11 protein-coding genes are annotated in these 16,286 nt (G+C 54.8%); 8 read left to right on the top strand and 3 right to left on the bottom strand.

Features of this window, described 5'->3' with window-relative positions:
- Positions 1–77: 77 nt before the first annotated feature.
- Together sbcC and sbcD are read right to left on the bottom strand one after the other, a co-directional pair.
- Positions 78–3,224, bottom strand: coding sequence for an exonuclease subunit SbcC (gene sbcC / locus GPJ68_RS05660; protein WP_104651295.1), 3,147 nt, complete (start codon positions 3,222–3,224; stop codon positions 78–80).
- Positions 3,221–4,423, bottom strand: a complete 1,203-nt coding sequence (gene sbcD, locus GPJ68_RS05665) for an exonuclease subunit SbcD (protein WP_075846795.1) — start codon at positions 4,421–4,423, stop codon at positions 3,221–3,223. Before sbcD ends, sbcC begins: the two co-directional genes overlap by 4 nt.
- A 190-nt stretch (positions 4,424–4,613) precedes the next feature.
- Here sbcD and phoB point away from each other — a divergent pair, with 190 nt between their 5' ends.
- From phoB to malZ, 5 genes are all read left to right on the top strand, one after another.
- Positions 4,614–5,303: a phosphate response regulator transcription factor PhoB gene (gene phoB / locus GPJ68_RS05670; protein WP_003021496.1), complete on the top strand. Its 690-nt coding sequence runs from the start codon at positions 4,614–4,616 to the stop codon at positions 5,301–5,303.
- A gap of 50 nt (positions 5,304–5,353) precedes the next feature.
- Positions 5,354–6,649, top strand: a complete 1,296-nt coding sequence (gene phoR, locus GPJ68_RS05675; protein WP_016152016.1) for a phosphate regulon sensor histidine kinase PhoR — start codon at positions 5,354–5,356, stop codon at positions 6,647–6,649.
- A 405-nt stretch (positions 6,650–7,054) separates the two neighbouring features.
- On the top strand, positions 7,055–8,374 hold the full coding sequence (gene brnQ, locus GPJ68_RS05680) for a branched-chain amino acid transporter carrier protein BrnQ (protein WP_016152017.1): 1,320 nt from the start codon (positions 7,055–7,057) through the stop codon (positions 8,372–8,374).
- An 80-nt stretch (positions 8,375–8,454) separates the two neighbouring features.
- Positions 8,455–9,828, top strand: a complete 1,374-nt coding sequence (proY, locus tag GPJ68_RS05685) for a proline-specific permease ProY (protein ID WP_180837170.1) — start codon at positions 8,455–8,457, stop codon at positions 9,826–9,828.
- Between the two features lie 138 nt (positions 9,829–9,966).
- Positions 9,967–11,784 (top strand): maltodextrin glucosidase, encoded by a 1,818-nt coding sequence (malZ, locus tag GPJ68_RS05690; protein WP_104651296.1) that lies wholly within the window; start codon positions 9,967–9,969, stop codon positions 11,782–11,784.
- Here the strand turns inward: malZ and GPJ68_RS05695 are convergent.
- Positions 11,778–12,680: a LysR family transcriptional regulator gene (locus GPJ68_RS05695; RefSeq protein ID WP_016152020.1), complete on the bottom strand. Its 903-nt coding sequence runs from the start codon at positions 12,678–12,680 to the stop codon at positions 11,778–11,780. The genes malZ and GPJ68_RS05695 overlap by 7 nt on opposite strands.
- Before the next feature lie 273 nt (positions 12,681–12,953).
- Between GPJ68_RS05695 and GPJ68_RS05700 the strand changes: the two genes are divergently transcribed.
- The 3 genes from GPJ68_RS05700 to GPJ68_RS05710 all read left to right on the top strand — a co-directional run bounded on the left by GPJ68_RS05700 (position 12,954) and on the right by GPJ68_RS05710 (position 16,204).
- Entirely contained in the window at positions 12,954–13,595 is a 642-nt protein-coding gene (locus GPJ68_RS05700; protein ID WP_047416914.1) for a hydrolase, read from the top strand.
- A 173-nt stretch (positions 13,596–13,768) separates the two neighbouring features.
- Positions 13,769–14,314: an antibiotic biosynthesis monooxygenase gene (locus tag GPJ68_RS05705; RefSeq protein ID WP_016152022.1), complete on the top strand. Its 546-nt coding sequence runs from the start codon at positions 13,769–13,771 to the stop codon at positions 14,312–14,314.
- 21 nt (positions 14,315–14,335) lie between these two features.
- Positions 14,336–16,204: an amidohydrolase gene (locus tag GPJ68_RS05710; protein WP_104651297.1), complete on the top strand. Its 1,869-nt coding sequence runs from the start codon at positions 14,336–14,338 to the stop codon at positions 16,202–16,204.
- Positions 16,205–16,286 lie beyond the last annotated feature (82 nt).

Genomic DNA, 16,286 nt, shown 5'->3' on the forward strand with positions numbered 1-16,286 from the left:
TTGTGTATTCACGATCGTGCTATGTGCCGTGCCGGATAGCGCTGGCGCATATCCGGCCTCCAGGTGCTGAGCTGCTATCAGGCATCAACTGCAAATATTTTATCGAGTTTGCTGTAGCCCAGTCCGTTGATTTTTTTGACCTTGATCTGTACCGGAATGCGTTCTTTCATCGCTTCAACGTGGCTGATGACACCAATAGTTTTGCCAGTGGCGTTGAGCGCATCGAGCGCATCCAGGGCGGTATCCAGCGTTTCGCTGTCCAACGTGCCGAAACCTTCGTCGAGGAACAGGGAGTCAATTCGCGTTTTGTGGCTGACCAGATCGGACAACGCCAGCGCCAGCGCCAGACTCACGAGGAAGCTCTCGCCGCCGGAAAGCGTACGCGTGTCACGCACGGCATCGGCCTGCCAGGTATCAACCACTTCCAGCTCCAGCGCTTCGCTGGCCTTGCGCTGCAACAGATAGCGACCGTGCAGACGGGTCAACTGGTTGTTGGCAAGCCAGACCAGATTATCCAGCGTCAGCCCCTGGGCAAACTTGCGGAATTTATCTCCCTCTTTCGAGCCGATCAGCGCGTTCAGATAGCCCCAGTCTTCGACCTGCTGTGCGACTTTCGCAATCTCCAGCATCAGCGCCTGCTGCTGCTGGCGGTTTTCACCATCCTGCTTGAGCTGCTGGCGAATTTCTCCCTGACGAGTGGTGTTCTCCCGTAGCTGCTGGGTGAGTTGCGCCAGCGCGTCGTGAAGATGTTGCACGGTGAGCGTGAGATCCACCCCGGTTGGTAGCTGTTGTTGATGAGTCGCCAGCGCCTGCTGCGCCTGATTAAGCAGCGTTTGCGCCTGCTGTCGCTGGCCTTCCAGTGATTGCTTCAATTGTTCAAGGCGGTTAAAGGTCTCTTCATCCAGCAGGGCGGCAACAAAGGCGTCGCGGTCGGCAAAGATGCTGGCGTGCAATGCGGTATCAAACTGCGCCTGAATTTCTGCAGCGCGCTGAACCTCCTGCGCCTCCTGCTGCTGTAAGGTTTGCCACTGCCCCTGTAAAGAGAGGCAATCGTCGTGCACCTGCCGCCAGTTTTCCAGCGACAGATTCTCAATGTTTTCACCAAGCGCATCGGTTTCAGGCAGCGTTTCCAGCACCGGCGCAAGCTGGGCGATTCGGGCCTGTAATTCAGTCAGTTCGTTCTGGCGCAGCTGCCACATTTGCGCTTCGTTCGCCCGCTCGCTCAGCCATGAGGCGACTTCACCCTCGGCCGGAAGGGACAGACCATGACGGGCCAGCTCGGCGGTTAACGTTGCCTGACGCTGGTCAATATGCTGCTGGAGCTGAGTAATCTGCTCTGTGTGTGCGGTGATTTGCGCTTGCAGGGTATGACGCAGACTCAGTTGGTGAAGCTGCTGCTCGTGCTCTTCCTGGGCGGCAAGCCACGGGGCGATGTCATCCTGCGGTTGCAGCGTCACGTTGAGGCTGGCGGTGACTGTCTGCCACTCTTGAGTAAGTGCTTGCTCTTCCTGAGAAAGCGTTTGTACTTCGCGTTCATCGTGCTGAAGTTGCTGGGTTATCGCCTCGAGTTGACCGCGTAGCGTTGAACCCTCATCGGCCAGCGTTTTGACCTCTTTTTCCAGCGCTTCACGCCGTGTCTGATTCACACTCAGTTCGAGCGTTTGATAGCGCTCAATCGCCGGGTGCGTGGTGGAGCCGCAAAGTGGGCAAGGCATGCCGGATTGCAATAATGCCCGCTGGCTTTCCAGATCTTTGATGCGGGCTTCCTGCTCGCAAATGATTCTCACATCGGCAAGCTGCTGATTTTTATCTTTATAGCGCTGACGCTTTTCTGTAAGCACCGCATTGCGCTGGGCCAGCTCCTGCTGACGCTGCACAAGCGTGGCGCGTAGCTGCGCCAGTTGCTTTTGCTTCGGGGCGATTTGCCCATGCAGATTACTCAGACGCTGGCGTAACTGACGAAGCTGCACATGTTGCGCCAGCGCTTCCGTTACCTGTTGTGCCGAAAGGGTCAGCGTGGGAAGCGCCAGCGCATCGAGCTTGCGCGTGTCGTTCTCCCGCAACTGCTGCCACTGGCGCAGTTGGGCGCTGGCGTCGGACTGTTGGGCCAGCAGCGCTTTCCATCCTGCCAGTTCGCTACTCCACAAACGGAAGCGGTCATGTTCCTTCAACCAGTCGGTTAACGTTTGCTGTCCGGCGAGCATAGCGGTCGACTGCGTTTGTGCCTGCTGACGAATACGTCCGCGCAGCGCTAAGCTGCTTTGTAAGCGAGCATTCACTTCCTGAATCTTCTGTCGCGTACGGTTAATCGTAGCCGTTTGTTCCTGGATTCGCTCCCAGTGTGGGCGTAACGCTCTGGCCGGGAGTGCCAGACTCAGCGCCGCCAGTTGCGGCTGCGCGTCTTCCTGCGCCTGAAGTGCAGCCTGTAATGCCTGCTGGTGGCGGTTTATCTCCGCCTGTAGCTCATTTTGCCGCATGAGCCAGTTGAGGTGCTGCTGCTGGGCTTGTTGGCTGGTAAGGTATTGTTTTTCTTCATCAGTAAGTACCTGCAAACTTTCTGTCAGAGATTGCAATTGCTGTGGCGCTAACAGCGCAACACCGCTGGCCTGGGCCTGCAGTTTTTCCAGTTCCGTACGCGCTGATTTGTGCTTTTCAAATACCATGGCGGATATTTGGCCGTAGATCTCAGTGCCGGTCAGCTCTTCCAGCAGCTCGGCGCGTTCTTTCGGTTTGGCATTGAGAAATGCGGCAAACTGCCCCTGAGACAGCAGCATCGAACGGGTAAAACGTCCGTAATCCAGCCCGGTAAGCTCGGCGGTCATCTCCAGCTTATCTTTGACCTTATCGGCGAGGATTTTACCGTCGGAGCAGCGGGCCAGCTCTACGCGAGGGACCTGCAGATTGCCCTCCGGCTGATTGCGTGCCCGGTTCTGGCTCCAGAATGCGCGGTAGGCTTCGCCCCGCACCTCAAACTCGACCTCGGCCAGACACTCCGCGGTGTCGCGGGTCATCAGGTCGTTTTGCGATTGTGACACGGTATTCAGGCGCGGCGTTTCGTGGTACAGCGCAAGGCAAATTGCGTCCAGCAGGGTCGTTTTCCCCGCACCCGTTGGTCCGGTGATGGCGAACAACCCGTTGCTGGCAAACGGTTCTGCCGTAAAATCGACTTTCCATTCTCCCTTCAGGGAGTTGAGGTTTTTCAGGCGCAGGCTGAGAATTTTCATGCTTCAGCCTCCCCGGCAAGCGTTTGTAAGGTTGCGCTAAACAGCTGGTTAAGCCGCTCACGCTGCGGTTCTTCGAGTTCTTCCAGCGCCAGGCGGCGGTCAAAAACCTCTGCCACGCTCAGCTCGCTTAACGTTTCACGTCGTTCATTGGCCATAATGCGTTCGCGTTGTTCCCGACTGCGGCGCACCAGTAGCACTTCCACCGGTAAATCTTCGGTTAAGGCCTGGATCTTACGTTGCATATCATGCAGGTAGTCGTCGGTGGTGATTTCAATATCCAGCCACACCGGTGGCTCTTGCTGCACGCCGCGCCACTGCTCAAGCTGAGTAGTAATGGCGGCTAAATCGCCTTTCAGTACCGCAAGCTGCTGCGTAACCGGCACGGTGAGATTTTCAACGGCGCTGAGTTTCCCCGCGTCAAAGCTCACCAGATGTACACATTTGCTTTTGCCGCACTCGTCAAAACTGAGGGCAATCGGCGAGCCGCAGTAGCGAATATGTTCCGTGCCGCCGATAACCTGCGCCCGGTGAATATGTCCCAGCGCGATGTAGTCTGCCGGTGGGAAGTTTTGCGCCGGGAAGGCGTCCAGCGTACCGATATAAATGTCACGTACGGCGTCGCTTTTACTGGCTCCGACGGTGGTCAAATGCCCGGTCGCAATGATGGGAAGATTGTGGTCGCCGCGCAGCGTGCAGGCATCCTGATACTGCTGCTGATAATAGTCGGTGATTGCGCCCAGTAAATGCTGCTGTTTTTCTTGTCCTGTCAGCCCGGCCTGGCTGGTGATGATGTCGCGCGGACGTAAAAAAGGCACCGGACACAGGATCGCCCCCGGTGTACCGTCGCGTAGCGGCAGTATCTGCGGCGCATGACCAGCGCTGGCAACCACCGTGGTGTTGAGAAACGCCAGAATATCGCGGGATTCATTGAGCGTGGCGACGGAGTCGTGGTTGCCTGCCAGCACCACCAGATGACAGCCGGTTTGCTGCAGATTGACGACAAAACGGTTATACAGCTCACGGGCATAGCTAGGTGGTGAGCCGGTATCGAAAATATCGCCTGCCACAATAATGGCATCCACCTGCTGGGATTGTGCCGTTTCCAGCAGCCAGTCGAGAAAGGCCTGATGCTCGGCGGCGCGGCTCTTGCTGTAGAAATTTTGGCCCAGATGCCAGTCAGACGTGTGAAGGATGCGCATAAGAGTTCCATGACGGTAAAACAATGGCGGGGATTATAACCCTTCACGAGTGGGAATATCTTGTCTCCGGGCTGTCATAATTCGCCGGGCTGCGTTAAACCTGGACTATCTTTTCATAAATCTGTCATAAAACTGACGCATAATGGCACTGTATTGATGGCAAACGATTTAATTACAAACAGGGCAAATCATGGCGAGACGTATTCTGGTCGTAGAAGATGAAGCTCCAATTCGTGAAATGGTCTGCTTCGTGCTCGAGCAAAACGGATTTCAACCCGTTGAAGCCGAAGACTATGACAGTGCTGTGAACCAACTCAATGAACCCTGGCCGGATCTCGTCCTGCTTGACTGGATGCTTCCAGGCGGCTCGGGTCTACAGTTTATTAAACATCTCAAGCGCGAAGCGATGACGCGGGATATCCCGGTGATGATGCTGACAGCGAGGGGGGAAGAGGAAGATCGCGTCCGGGGGCTGGAAACCGGCGCGGATGATTATATTACCAAGCCCTTTTCTCCCAAGGAGCTGGTGGCGCGTATTAAAGCAGTTCTGCGTCGTATTTCACCGATGGCGGTGGAAGAGGTTATAGAGATGCAGGGGCTAAGCCTTGATCCCACCTCGCATCGCGTGATGACCGGCGAGGATCCGCTGGATATGGGGCCGACCGAATTCAAACTGTTGCACTTCTTTATGACTCATCCCGAGCGTGTCTACAGTCGCGAGCAACTCCTTAATCATGTCTGGGGAACCAATGTGTACGTGGAAGACCGGACAGTGGATGTGCACATCCGCCGCTTACGTAAGGCGCTGGAGCACAGCGGACACGATCGTATGGTGCAGACGGTTCGCGGGACGGGATATCGTTTTTCAACCCGCTTCTGACTGACAAGAATCAAGGCCTGAAGGAATAGGCCGTATAGGGAGTAAGACGTTTGCTAGAACGATTGTCATGGAAAAGGTTGGTACTGGAGCTGATCCTGTGCTGCATACCGGCATTTATCCTTAGCGCTTTTTTCGGTTACCTGCCCTGGTTTTTACTGGCGTCGGTAACGGGCCTGCTTATCTGGCATTTCTGGAATTTATTACGTTTGTCCTGGTGGCTATGGGTCGACAGAAGCATGACGCCGCCGCCGGGGCGAGGCAGTTGGGAGCCGTTGTTGTACGGGCTGCATCAAATGCAACTGCGCAACAAAAAGCGCCGTCGTGAACTGGGTAATCTGATTAAACGTTTTCGCAGCGGGGCGGAATCGCTACCCGACGCGGTGGTGCTGACCACTGAAGAAGGCGGTATCTTCTGGTGTAACGGACTGGCCCAGCAGGTTCTGGGACTGCGCTGGCCGGACGATAGCGGGCAAAATATTCTTAACCTGTTGCGCTACCCGGAATTTACACAATATCTGAAAACGCGCGATTTTAGCCGACCGATCAATCTGGTACTCAATACCGGACGGCATCTGGAAATTCGCGTGATGCCCTATACCGATAAGCAACTGCTGATGGTGGCGCGCGACGTTACCCAGATGCATCAACTGGAAGGTTCACGACGTAACTTTTTCGCCAACGCCAGCCATGAACTGCGTACGCCGCTGACGGTGTTACAAGGGTACCTGGAAATGATGCAGGAGCATCCGCTGGAAGGGACGACGCGTGAAAAAGCGCTACATACCATGCGCGAACAAACGTATCGCATGGAAGGGCTGGTGAAACAGCTGCTGACGCTGTCAAAAATTGAGGCTGCGCCGACGCTGCTGCTGAATGAGAAGGTCGATGTGCCCATGATGCTGCGCGTGCTCGAACACGAAGCGCAAACGCTGAGCCAGCAAAAACATACGTTTACCTTTGATGTTGATAACAGCCTGAATGTGCGGGGTAACGAGGAGCAGTTGCGTAGCGCTATCTCGAATCTCGTCTACAACGCGGTGAACCATACGCCAGCGGGAACGCACATTACCGTACGCTGGCAGCATGTGGCGTCGGGGGCGGAGTTTTGCGTGGAAGACAACGGTCCAGGCATTGCCGCCGAGCATATTCCACGCTTAACCGAACGTTTTTATCGTGTGGATAAGGCGCGATCGCGACAAACGGGCGGCAGCGGACTTGGCCTGGCCATCGTTAAGCATGCGCTGCATCATCACGACAGTCGCTTGAATATCGAAAGCGAACCAGGCGTTGGGACGCGATTTAGTTTCGTGCTCCCGGAACGTTTAATTGCCAAAATTAACGGTTAAGGCGCATTCGTAAGATAATCTTTCCAAAAGCCAGCGCAAGCTGGCTTTTTCTATGCGGTCAATATAACCATCCTGAATTTTACGACGTTTGGTTGTTTTTTGTTCGAACTATTGCCCATACCTTTTTCCATGAAATGGTGTTTTGTGCTAACCCCATTTTTCATATCGCTATATTGTTCTGGTTTTTGGATCCCACCTTGCTTTAAAACGTTATAAGCGTTTAAATTGCGCTCCAGGTGCTGTCATACCGACTGCATTTACGCGGTAAATCGAAAAACTATTCTTCGCCGCGCCAGTCTGGGAGTGTTTCCCGCTGGAATTGAGCAAAAATGCCGCTGTATTGTCCCCCAGGGAAAGGCAAAAATTTATTATTTTCAACACCACATCCACAGGCAGTAAGACTTTATGACCCATCAGTTAAAATCGCGCGATATTATCGCTTTGGGATTTATGACATTTGCACTGTTCGTTGGTGCAGGTAACATCATCTTCCCCCCAATGGTTGGTTTGCAGGCAGGTGAACACGTCTGGACTGCGGCTTTTGGCTTTTTGATTACCGCCGTTGGCCTGCCGGTACTTACCGTTGTCGCGCTGGCGAAAGTCGGTGGTGGTGTGGATCGACTGAGCACGCCTATCGGTAAAGTCGCTGGTTTGCTGCTGGCGACCGTGTGCTATCTGGCTGTTGGACCGTTATTTGCTACGCCGCGTACCGCAACGGTCTCTTTCGAAGTCGGGATTGCACCGCTGACCGGTGACTCCGCTCTGCCACTGCTTATCTACAGCGTGGTCTATTTCGCGATTGTGATTCTGGTTTCGCTGTATCCGGGCAAACTGCTGGATACGGTTGGTAATTTCCTGGCTCCGCTGAAAATCCTGGCGCTGGTGGTCCTGTCTGTCGCCGCAATCGTCTGGCCAGCAGGCCCGATCAGCAATGCGATGGAAGCCTATCAAACTGCGGCGTTTTCTAATGGCTTCGTGAACGGGTATCTGACCATGGATACGCTGGGCGCGATGGTATTTGGTATTGTTATCGTCAACGCCGCTCGCTCGCGTGGCGTTACTGAAGCGCGTCTGCTGACCCGTTATACCGTTTGGGCGGGTTTGATGGCGGGTGTGGGCTTAACGCTGCTGTATCTCGCGCTGTTCCGTCTGGGTTCAGATAGCGCAATTCTGGTCGATCAATCTGCTAACGGCGCGGCAATTCTGCATGCGTATGTTCAGCACACCTTTGGTGGCGCAGGGAGCTTCCTGCTGGCGGCGTTGATTTTCATCGCCTGTCTGGTCACCGCGGTTGGCCTGACCTGCGCGTGCGCAGAGTTCTTTGCCCAGTACGTTCCACTGTCTTATCGTACGCTGGTATTTATCCTCGGCGGCTTCTCGATGGTGGTCTCTAACCTGGGTCTGAGCCATCTGATTCAGATCTCTATTCCGGTGCTGACGGCTATCTATCCGCCATGTATCGCACTGGTTGTATTAAGTTTTACCCGCTCATGGTGGCATAATTCTTCCCGCGTCATTGCACCTGCGATGTTTATCAGCCTGATTTTTGGTATCCTTGATGGCATTAAAGCTTCTGCAATTGGCGACGTGTTACCGGCCTGGACCCAGCGTTTACCGCTGGCGGAGCAGGGGCTGGCGTGGTTGATGCCAACAGTCGTGATGGTGGTCCTGGCAGTTATCTGGGATCGTGCAGCGGGTCGACAAGTGACCTCCAGCGCACACTAATATCACTGACAATAAGTTTTAACCACGGGGCTATTAACATGGCCCCGTGGTTTTTTATTGTGTTAACAGGTTAGGAATCGATGGAAAGTAATAACAAGCTAAAGCGTGGGCTGAGCACCCGGCACATTCGCTTTATGGCATTAGGTTCAGCAATTGGTACCGGGCTGTTCTACGGCTCGGCCGATGCCATTAAAATGGCGGGGCCAAGCGTGTTGCTGGCCTATATTATCGGCGGCGTAGCGGCGTATATCATTATGCGCGCGCTGGGCGAAATGTCCGTTCATAACCCTGCTGCCAGCTCCTTCTCGCGCTATGCGCAGGAAAACCTCGGACCGCTGGCAGGCTACATAACCGGCTGGACCTACTGTTTTGAAATCCTGATTGTCGCCATTGCCGATGTGACTGCCTTTGGTATTTACATGGGCGTCTGGTTCCCGGCCGTACCGCACTGGATTTGGGTACTCAGCGTGGTATTGATTATCTGCGCCATCAATCTGATGAGCGTGAAGGTGTTTGGCGAGCTGGAATTTTGGTTCTCGTTCTTTAAAGTCGCCACCATTATCATCATGATTGTCGCCGGTTTTGGCATCATCATTTGGGGGATTGGTAACGGCGGACAGCCTACCGGTATCCATAATCTGTGGAGCAACGGCGGTTTCTTCAGCAACGGCTGGCTCGGCATGGTGATGTCGCTACAAATGGTGATGTTCGCCTACGGCGGGATTGAGATTATTGGGATTACCGCTGGCGAAGCCAAAGACCCGGAAAAATCTATTCCGCGCGCCATCAATTCCGTACCGATGCGTATCCTCGTGTTTTACGTGGGGACGCTGTTCGTCATCATGTCTATTTACCCGTGGAATCAGGTCGGCACCGACGGTAGCCCGTTCGTTCTGACGTTCCAGCATATGGGGATTACCTTTGCCGCCGGGATCCTCAACTTCGTAGTCCTGACCGCGTCGCTGTCGGCCATCAACTCTGACGTCTTTGGCGTGGGGCGTATGCTGCATGGTATGGCGGAGCAGGGCAGCGCGCCGAAAATGTTCGCCAAGACGTCACGTCGTGGCGTGCCATGGGTGACGGTGATGGTGATGACCATCGCGCTGCTGTTTGCGGTGTATCTTAACTACATCATGCCGGAAAACGTCTTCCTGGTGATCGCCTCTCTGGCGACCTTCGCAACGGTATGGGTGTGGATTATGATCCTGCTGTCACAAATTGCCTTCCGTCGTCGTCTGCCGCCGGAAGAGGTTAAGGCGCTGAAATTTAAAGTGCCGGGTGGGGTTGTGACGACCGTCATTGGCCTGATTTTCCTGGTCTTTATCATCGCGCTTATCGGCTATCATCAGGATACCCGCATTTCGCTATACGTCGGTTTTGCGTGGATTATCCTGCTGCTTGCCGGCTGGGTTTTCAAGCGCCGTCGCGAGCGCCAACTGGCTGAAGCGCAGTAATATTTTTGCCGGGTAGCTTAATGTTACCCGGCAATTTTCTCCTCCCCCGCACTCCTCCCCCAATAATCGTTAAGATGATGAGTGATCCTGCACTTCGCTATGGCAAGGTGACGTCATTATCATCAAAGGGGATACGTGATGTTGAACGCCTGGCACCTTCCGGTTGCCCCATTTGTTAAGCAAAACAAAGATCAACTGACGATTACATTATGGCTGGCGGGGGAAAATCCACCCCAGCGGGTGACGCTACGCGCAGAAAACGATAACGAAGAGATTTCGCTGGGTATGCACAAGCAACGCAGCCAGCCGCAACCGGGCGTGACCGCGTGGAGAGCGGTGATCGATCTCTCCAGCGGACAGCCTCGTCGACGCTATAGCTTTAAATTACTTTGGCTCGATCGTCAGCTGTGGTTTACCCCGCAGGGATTCAGCCGTTTTCCGCCTGCGCGTCTGGAGCAGTTTGCTGTTGATGTGCCGGATAACGGTCCGCAGTGGGTCGCCGATCAGATTTTTTACCAAATTTTCCCGGACCGTTTTGCCCGCAGCCAGTCGCGTGAAGCGACTCAGGATAACGTCTATTACCACCACGCTGCCGGACACGATATTGTGCGGCGCGAGTGGGATGAACCGCTTACGGCCCAGGCCGGTGGCTCCACGTTTTATGGCGGCGATTTGGACGGCATCAGCGAAAAGCTGCCGTATCTGAAAACGTTAGGCGTCACGGCGCTGTACCTGAATCCGGTATTTACCGCGCCGAGCGTGCATAAATACGATACCGAAGATTACCGTCATGTTGATCCGCAGTTTGGCGGCGACAGGGCGCTGCTGCGCCTGCGTCACACCACCCAACAGCAGGGGATGCGCCTGATTCTCGACGGTGTTTTTAACCATAGCGGCGATTCACACGCCTGGTTTGACCGACATAATCGGGGAACGGATGGCGCGTGCCATAATCCGCAATCCCCCTGGCGCGACTGGTATCATTTCTCAGCCGACGGCGTCGCGCTCGACTGGCTGGGGTATTCCAGCCTGCCCAAGCTGGACTTTTCCTCTGAAAGCCTGGTGAATGAAATTTATCGCGGCGAAGACAGCATCGTTCGCCACTGGCTGAAAGCGCCGTGGAGTATGGACGGCTGGCGTCTTGACGTGGTGCATATGCTGGGAGAGGCCGGTGGTGCGCACAACAACCTGCAGCACGTGGCCGGAATTACGCAGGCGGCGAAAGAGACCCAGTCAGAGGCGTATGTGGTGGGCGAGCATTTTGGCGACGCGCGCCAATGGTTGCAGGCCGACGCGGAAGATGCCGCCATGAACTATCGCGGTTTTACCTTTCCGATATGGGGATTTCTCGCCAATACCGATATTTCATACGATCCGCAATTCATTGACGCCCGGACCTGTATGGCGTGGATGGATAACTATCGCGCGGGTTTGTCGCATCAGCAGCAGTTGCGGATGTTCAACCAGCTCGACAGCCACGATACCGCCCGTTTTAAATCTCTGCTCGGTAAAGACGTCGCACGTTTACCGTTGGCGGTGGTGTGGCTGTTTACCTGGCCTGGTGTGCCCTGTATTTACTACGGTGACGAAGTGGGACTGGATGGGAACAACGATCCGTTTTGTCGCAAACCATTCCCGTGGCAGCCTGAAAAACAGGACGCTAACCTGCTGGCGTTGTATCAGCGGCTGGCAACATTACGCCACCAGAGCCAGGCGCTGCGCCATGGTGGTTGTCAGGTGATTTACGCCGAGGATAACGTGGTGGTGTTTGTACGCGTGCTAAACCGCCAGCGCGTATTGGTGGCGATTAACCGTGGCCACGCTTGTGAAGTGGTCCTGCCAGCCTCGCCATTACTGAGCGTCAGTCAATGGCAGCACCAGGAGGGCAAAGGCGTGCTTGCCGAGGATATCCTGACGCTGCCGGCGATTTCCGCCTCGGTGTGGATGGGTCATTGATATAAGCGCGTAACATCCGGGCTTGCCAGCAGCGTTTCCCGCCACCAGCGCTGCGCTAATCCATCGCGGTTATTGCGCCAGGCCATATAGGCCACGTCTTTTTGGCGAAATGAGATGACCGTTTTTTCCACCAGCTCGCCCGTGGCAAGCCACGGGTTAGCAATATGGCGGGGGAGAAATCCGCAGCCCAAGCCGGCCCGCAGTAGCATCACCTTACTGTGGAAATCATCAACGCGAATCTGCGCCTGCTCCTCCATCAGATTGGTTTGTAACGGATGACAAAAGCGGGCGCTGTCGCTAATGACAATCGCCCGGTGCAGGCACAGCTGTTCGTTAGTCAGGCCATCCGGTGCTGCGGCCAGCGGATGCTCAGGCGCAACGACAAACACATTGTCCAGCGTGCCAAGCATTTTGTAGGACCAGGCCGCTGACGTAGGCGGTTCATTAATCGCCCCCAAAATAATATCTGCTCCATTATGCGTCAGCTCCTCCCAGGAGCCCGCCAGCGTATGGTGGGTGAAGTTAAGGCGGGTTTGCTTATTCAGCGCGTGAAATTCATCGATAATGGGCAACAGCGAGGCGAAAGGGAAGGAGTCGTCCAGCGCAATCGCCAGCTCTTTTTCCCAGCCTGAACTCAGCTGCACCGCCTGCTTTTCGAGATCTTTTGCCGCACTCAGCAGCAAACGTCCCTTTTCCAGCATCATCTGACCGGTGTCGGTAAATTTTGCTCGGTGACCGGAACGGTCAAGCAACTCGATATTCAAATCACTTTCCAGCTTTTGAATCATATAGCTGAGTGCTGCAGGGGTTTTAAACAGCGATTCGGCCGCCGCAGCAAATGAACCCTGTTTATCAAGTGCGTCGAGAATTAGCAAAACATCCAGATTGATGCGCATAAGCAGAAAATATCCTGAAAATTAAACCCCTCTGTTGTACCGAATGGAGAAAAACAATGCCAGTGAATAAATTAGATGAGCCATGCGCATTTTTTTGATGTTGTTTAGGATATATCGCAACACAAAATTAATAGTTTCACTGGATGGTAAGTTTTCTTTAATAACTCGTTAGAAATTTCCCGCTATACTCAACAAGCTTTCTGATTCAGGATCCTGCTGCTGACGGCAGATACAGACCGTTGCCTTTTAACTTATTGATTAAGAAGGTGTGCTATGTCTATTCGGGAACTGATTGACCCTCAAAACTCAACGCTTATTTTTATTGATCATCAGCCGCAAATGTCATTTGGTGTGGCGAATATTGACCGCCAGACTTTGAAAAATAATACCGTGGCATTAGCGAAGGCCGGGAAAATATTCAATGTTCCGGTGATTTATACTTCTGTGGAAACGAAAAGTTTTAGCGGTTATATCTGGCCGGAATTGTTAGCGGTTCATCCTGATGTTAAACCAATTGAACGCACCTCGATGAACTCCTGGGAAGATGCGGCGTTTGTGAAAGCCGTGGCAGCGACCGGGCGTAAAAAATTGATTATCTCCGCGCTGTGGACCGAAGTATGCCTGACTTTCCCGGCGCTGATGGCGCTGGAAGCGGGTTACGAAGTTTATGTGGTAACTGACACTTCCGGCGGCACATCCGTGGATGCCCATGAGCGTTCTATCGACCGCATGGTACAGGCGGGCGCCGTACCAGTGACCTGGCAACAGGTTCTTCTCGAGTACCAGCGCGACTGGTCCCGCAAAGAAACCTACGACGCCGTCATGGATCTGGTACGTGAGCACAGCGGCGCCTACGGTATGGGCGTGGATTACGCCTACACCATGGTGCATGGCGCGCCGGAACGTAAAGCCTAAATACACCTCATCCTTCATGTTGCCTCTTTGTAGGCTTCGTTTGCGTACCCCAGTCACTCACTTTGTCAGCTTCCGGGGATACACAATCTTGCCGCTTCGATGCGCCATGAATGATTTTGTGTATTGCTTCCGTGGCCTAAGCGGGCCTGTTTCCTCTCCACAAGGAACCCTTTATGGCGCAGAACAAACATGTGACGTTGGTGATTTCCCACACCCTGCTGCCTGAACAAGCGCAGCGGTATGAGCAGTGGCTGGGGAAAATCATGCCAGTGGCGGCCGAGTTTCCCGGTCATCTTGGGGCGAATGTGATTCGTCCTGCAGATGGCAACAATTTGTGGAACATCATTATCCGCTTCGACACGCTTGAGCATCTGTATAACTGGACCCAGTCCGATACGCGCCGCGTGCTGGTCGAAGAGATTGCCCCGCTGCTGGCGGAAGGGGATAAAACTGAAATCCGCACCGAAGCAGCGTTCTGGTTTACACCGCCCGCGCCCCATGTACGTCAGCCCAGGCGCTGGAAACAGTTTCTGATAACCCTGCTGGTGATTTTTCCCAGCACCAATCTGGTGCCGTGGTTGACCGGCATTGTGCTGCCTGCCATGAAGGGCTCGTTACTCCTGCATCTGATCAATGATGCCTGTGTGGTTGCGCTGGTGGTCTGGTTCTGGATGCCCATCGTAACCCGTCTGTTTGCCGGATGGCTGAAAAAAGCCTGACCGGTTTCTCAGGAGATTGTTATGTCTCAAACTGCCACACTGATTCTGACTCACGGAAAAATTCATACTCTCGAAAGACAAAACCCGCAGGTCGAGGCGGTGGCGATCGCCAATGGTAAGATCCTGGCGACCGGTAGCCACGATCGCATCATGAGTTTTGCCACTGACGGGACGCAGGTTGTCGATCTGCAGGGACATACGGTGATCCCGGGCCTGAACGATTCGCACCTGCACCTCATTCGCGGCGGTCTGAATTACAACCTGGAATTGCGTTGGGAAGGCGTTCCGTCGCTGGCGGACGCGCTACGCATGCTCAAAGAGCAGGCTGACAGAACGCCATCGCCGCAATGGGTGCGCGTGGTGGGCGGCTGGAGCGAATTCCAGTTTGCCGAACGTCGCATGCCAACCCTCGAAGAACTGAATGAAGCTGCCCCGGATACCCCAGTTTTTGTTCTGCACCTCTACGACAGAGCTTTGCTGAACCGTGCCGCACTGAAAGCAGTCGGCTACACCAAGGCGACGCCGGACCCGGCGGGCGGTGAGATTGTGCGTGATAGCAACGGTAACCCAACCGGGATGCTGATCGCCAAACCCAACGCCATGATCCTTTATTCGACGCTGGCAAAAGGACCAAAACTGCCGCTGGAAATGCAGGTCAACTCGACCCGGCAGTTTATGCGCGAGCTGAACCGTCTCGGGCTGACCAGCGCCATCGATGCAGGCGGTGGTTTTCAGAACTACCCGGAAGATTACGAGATAATTGAGCAGTTACACGCCAACAAACAGATGACGGTGCGCATCGCCTACAACTTGTTTACCCAGCGTCCGCAGCAGGAACTGGAAGACTTTGAACGCTGGACCGATATGCTCAAACCAGGGCAGGGGACCGACTTCTACCGTGCCAATGGGGCAGGGGAAATGCTGGTCTTCTCGGCCGCGGATTTTGAAGACTTCATCCAGCCACGCCCGGATCTGCCGGAAGGTATGGAAGATGAGCTGGAGCGCGTGGTGCGCCACCTCGTGGAGCACCGCTGGCCGTTCCGCCTGCACGCCACCTACGATGAATCCATCAGCCGAATGCTCGACGTATTCGAGAAGGTGAATCGCGATATCCCGTTCAATGGCCTGCACTGGTTCTTCGATCACGCTGAAACGATTACCGAACGGAATATCGAGCGTGTAAAAGCGCTGGGGGGCGGGATCGCTGTTCAGCACCGTATGGCGTTCCAGGGCGAATATTTTGTCGATCGCTACGGCAAAGATGCGGTCAAACATACCCCGCCGGTGGCGAAAATGCTGGCGGCTGAAGTTCCGGTAGGGCTGGGGACTGATGCCACCCGCGTGGCCAGCTACAACCCGTGGACAGCGCTCTACTGGCTGGTTTCGGGACGTACTGTGGGAGGGATGGCGATGTACGATGATAACAATCGCCTGCCGCGCGATGTGGCGCTGGAATTGTGGACCGCCGGTAGCGCCTGGTTCTCCAGCGAACAGGGTAAGAAAGGGCGCATCGAGAAAGACCAACTGGCCGACCTGGTGGTGCTGTCTAAAGATTACTTCAGTGTGCCGGAAGAGGAGATCAAAGGCATAGAGTCGGTAATGACCATTGTCGATGGCAAAGTGGTGTATGCGGCCGGGCATTTCACTCCGCTGGCGCCGCCGGCCATCCCGGTTGTACCTGACTGGTCGCCGGTGGTAAAAGTGCCGGGGCACTATCGCTCAGCGCCGCCTGCTGCGGCGAAAATTGGCGCAATGGTGCAGATGCACCAGTGCTGCGGCAGCTGCGGCGTACACGGTCATCAGCATGATATAGCGCGTAAATCGGCAATTCCGGTGTCAGATGACCGGGCTTTCTGGGGCGCGCTTGGCTGCTCCTGCTTCGCGTTTTAATCCCTCATCACAGCCCCTGGCCAAACGCAGGGGCTGATTGTCTATTCTGAAAAGCGGTTCATCGTGTTAACCGATATGGCGC

Source organism: Citrobacter sp. 172116965 (assembly GCF_013458095.1).
GTDB classification, from domain to species: Bacteria; Pseudomonadota; Gammaproteobacteria; order Enterobacterales; family Enterobacteriaceae; genus Citrobacter; species Citrobacter braakii.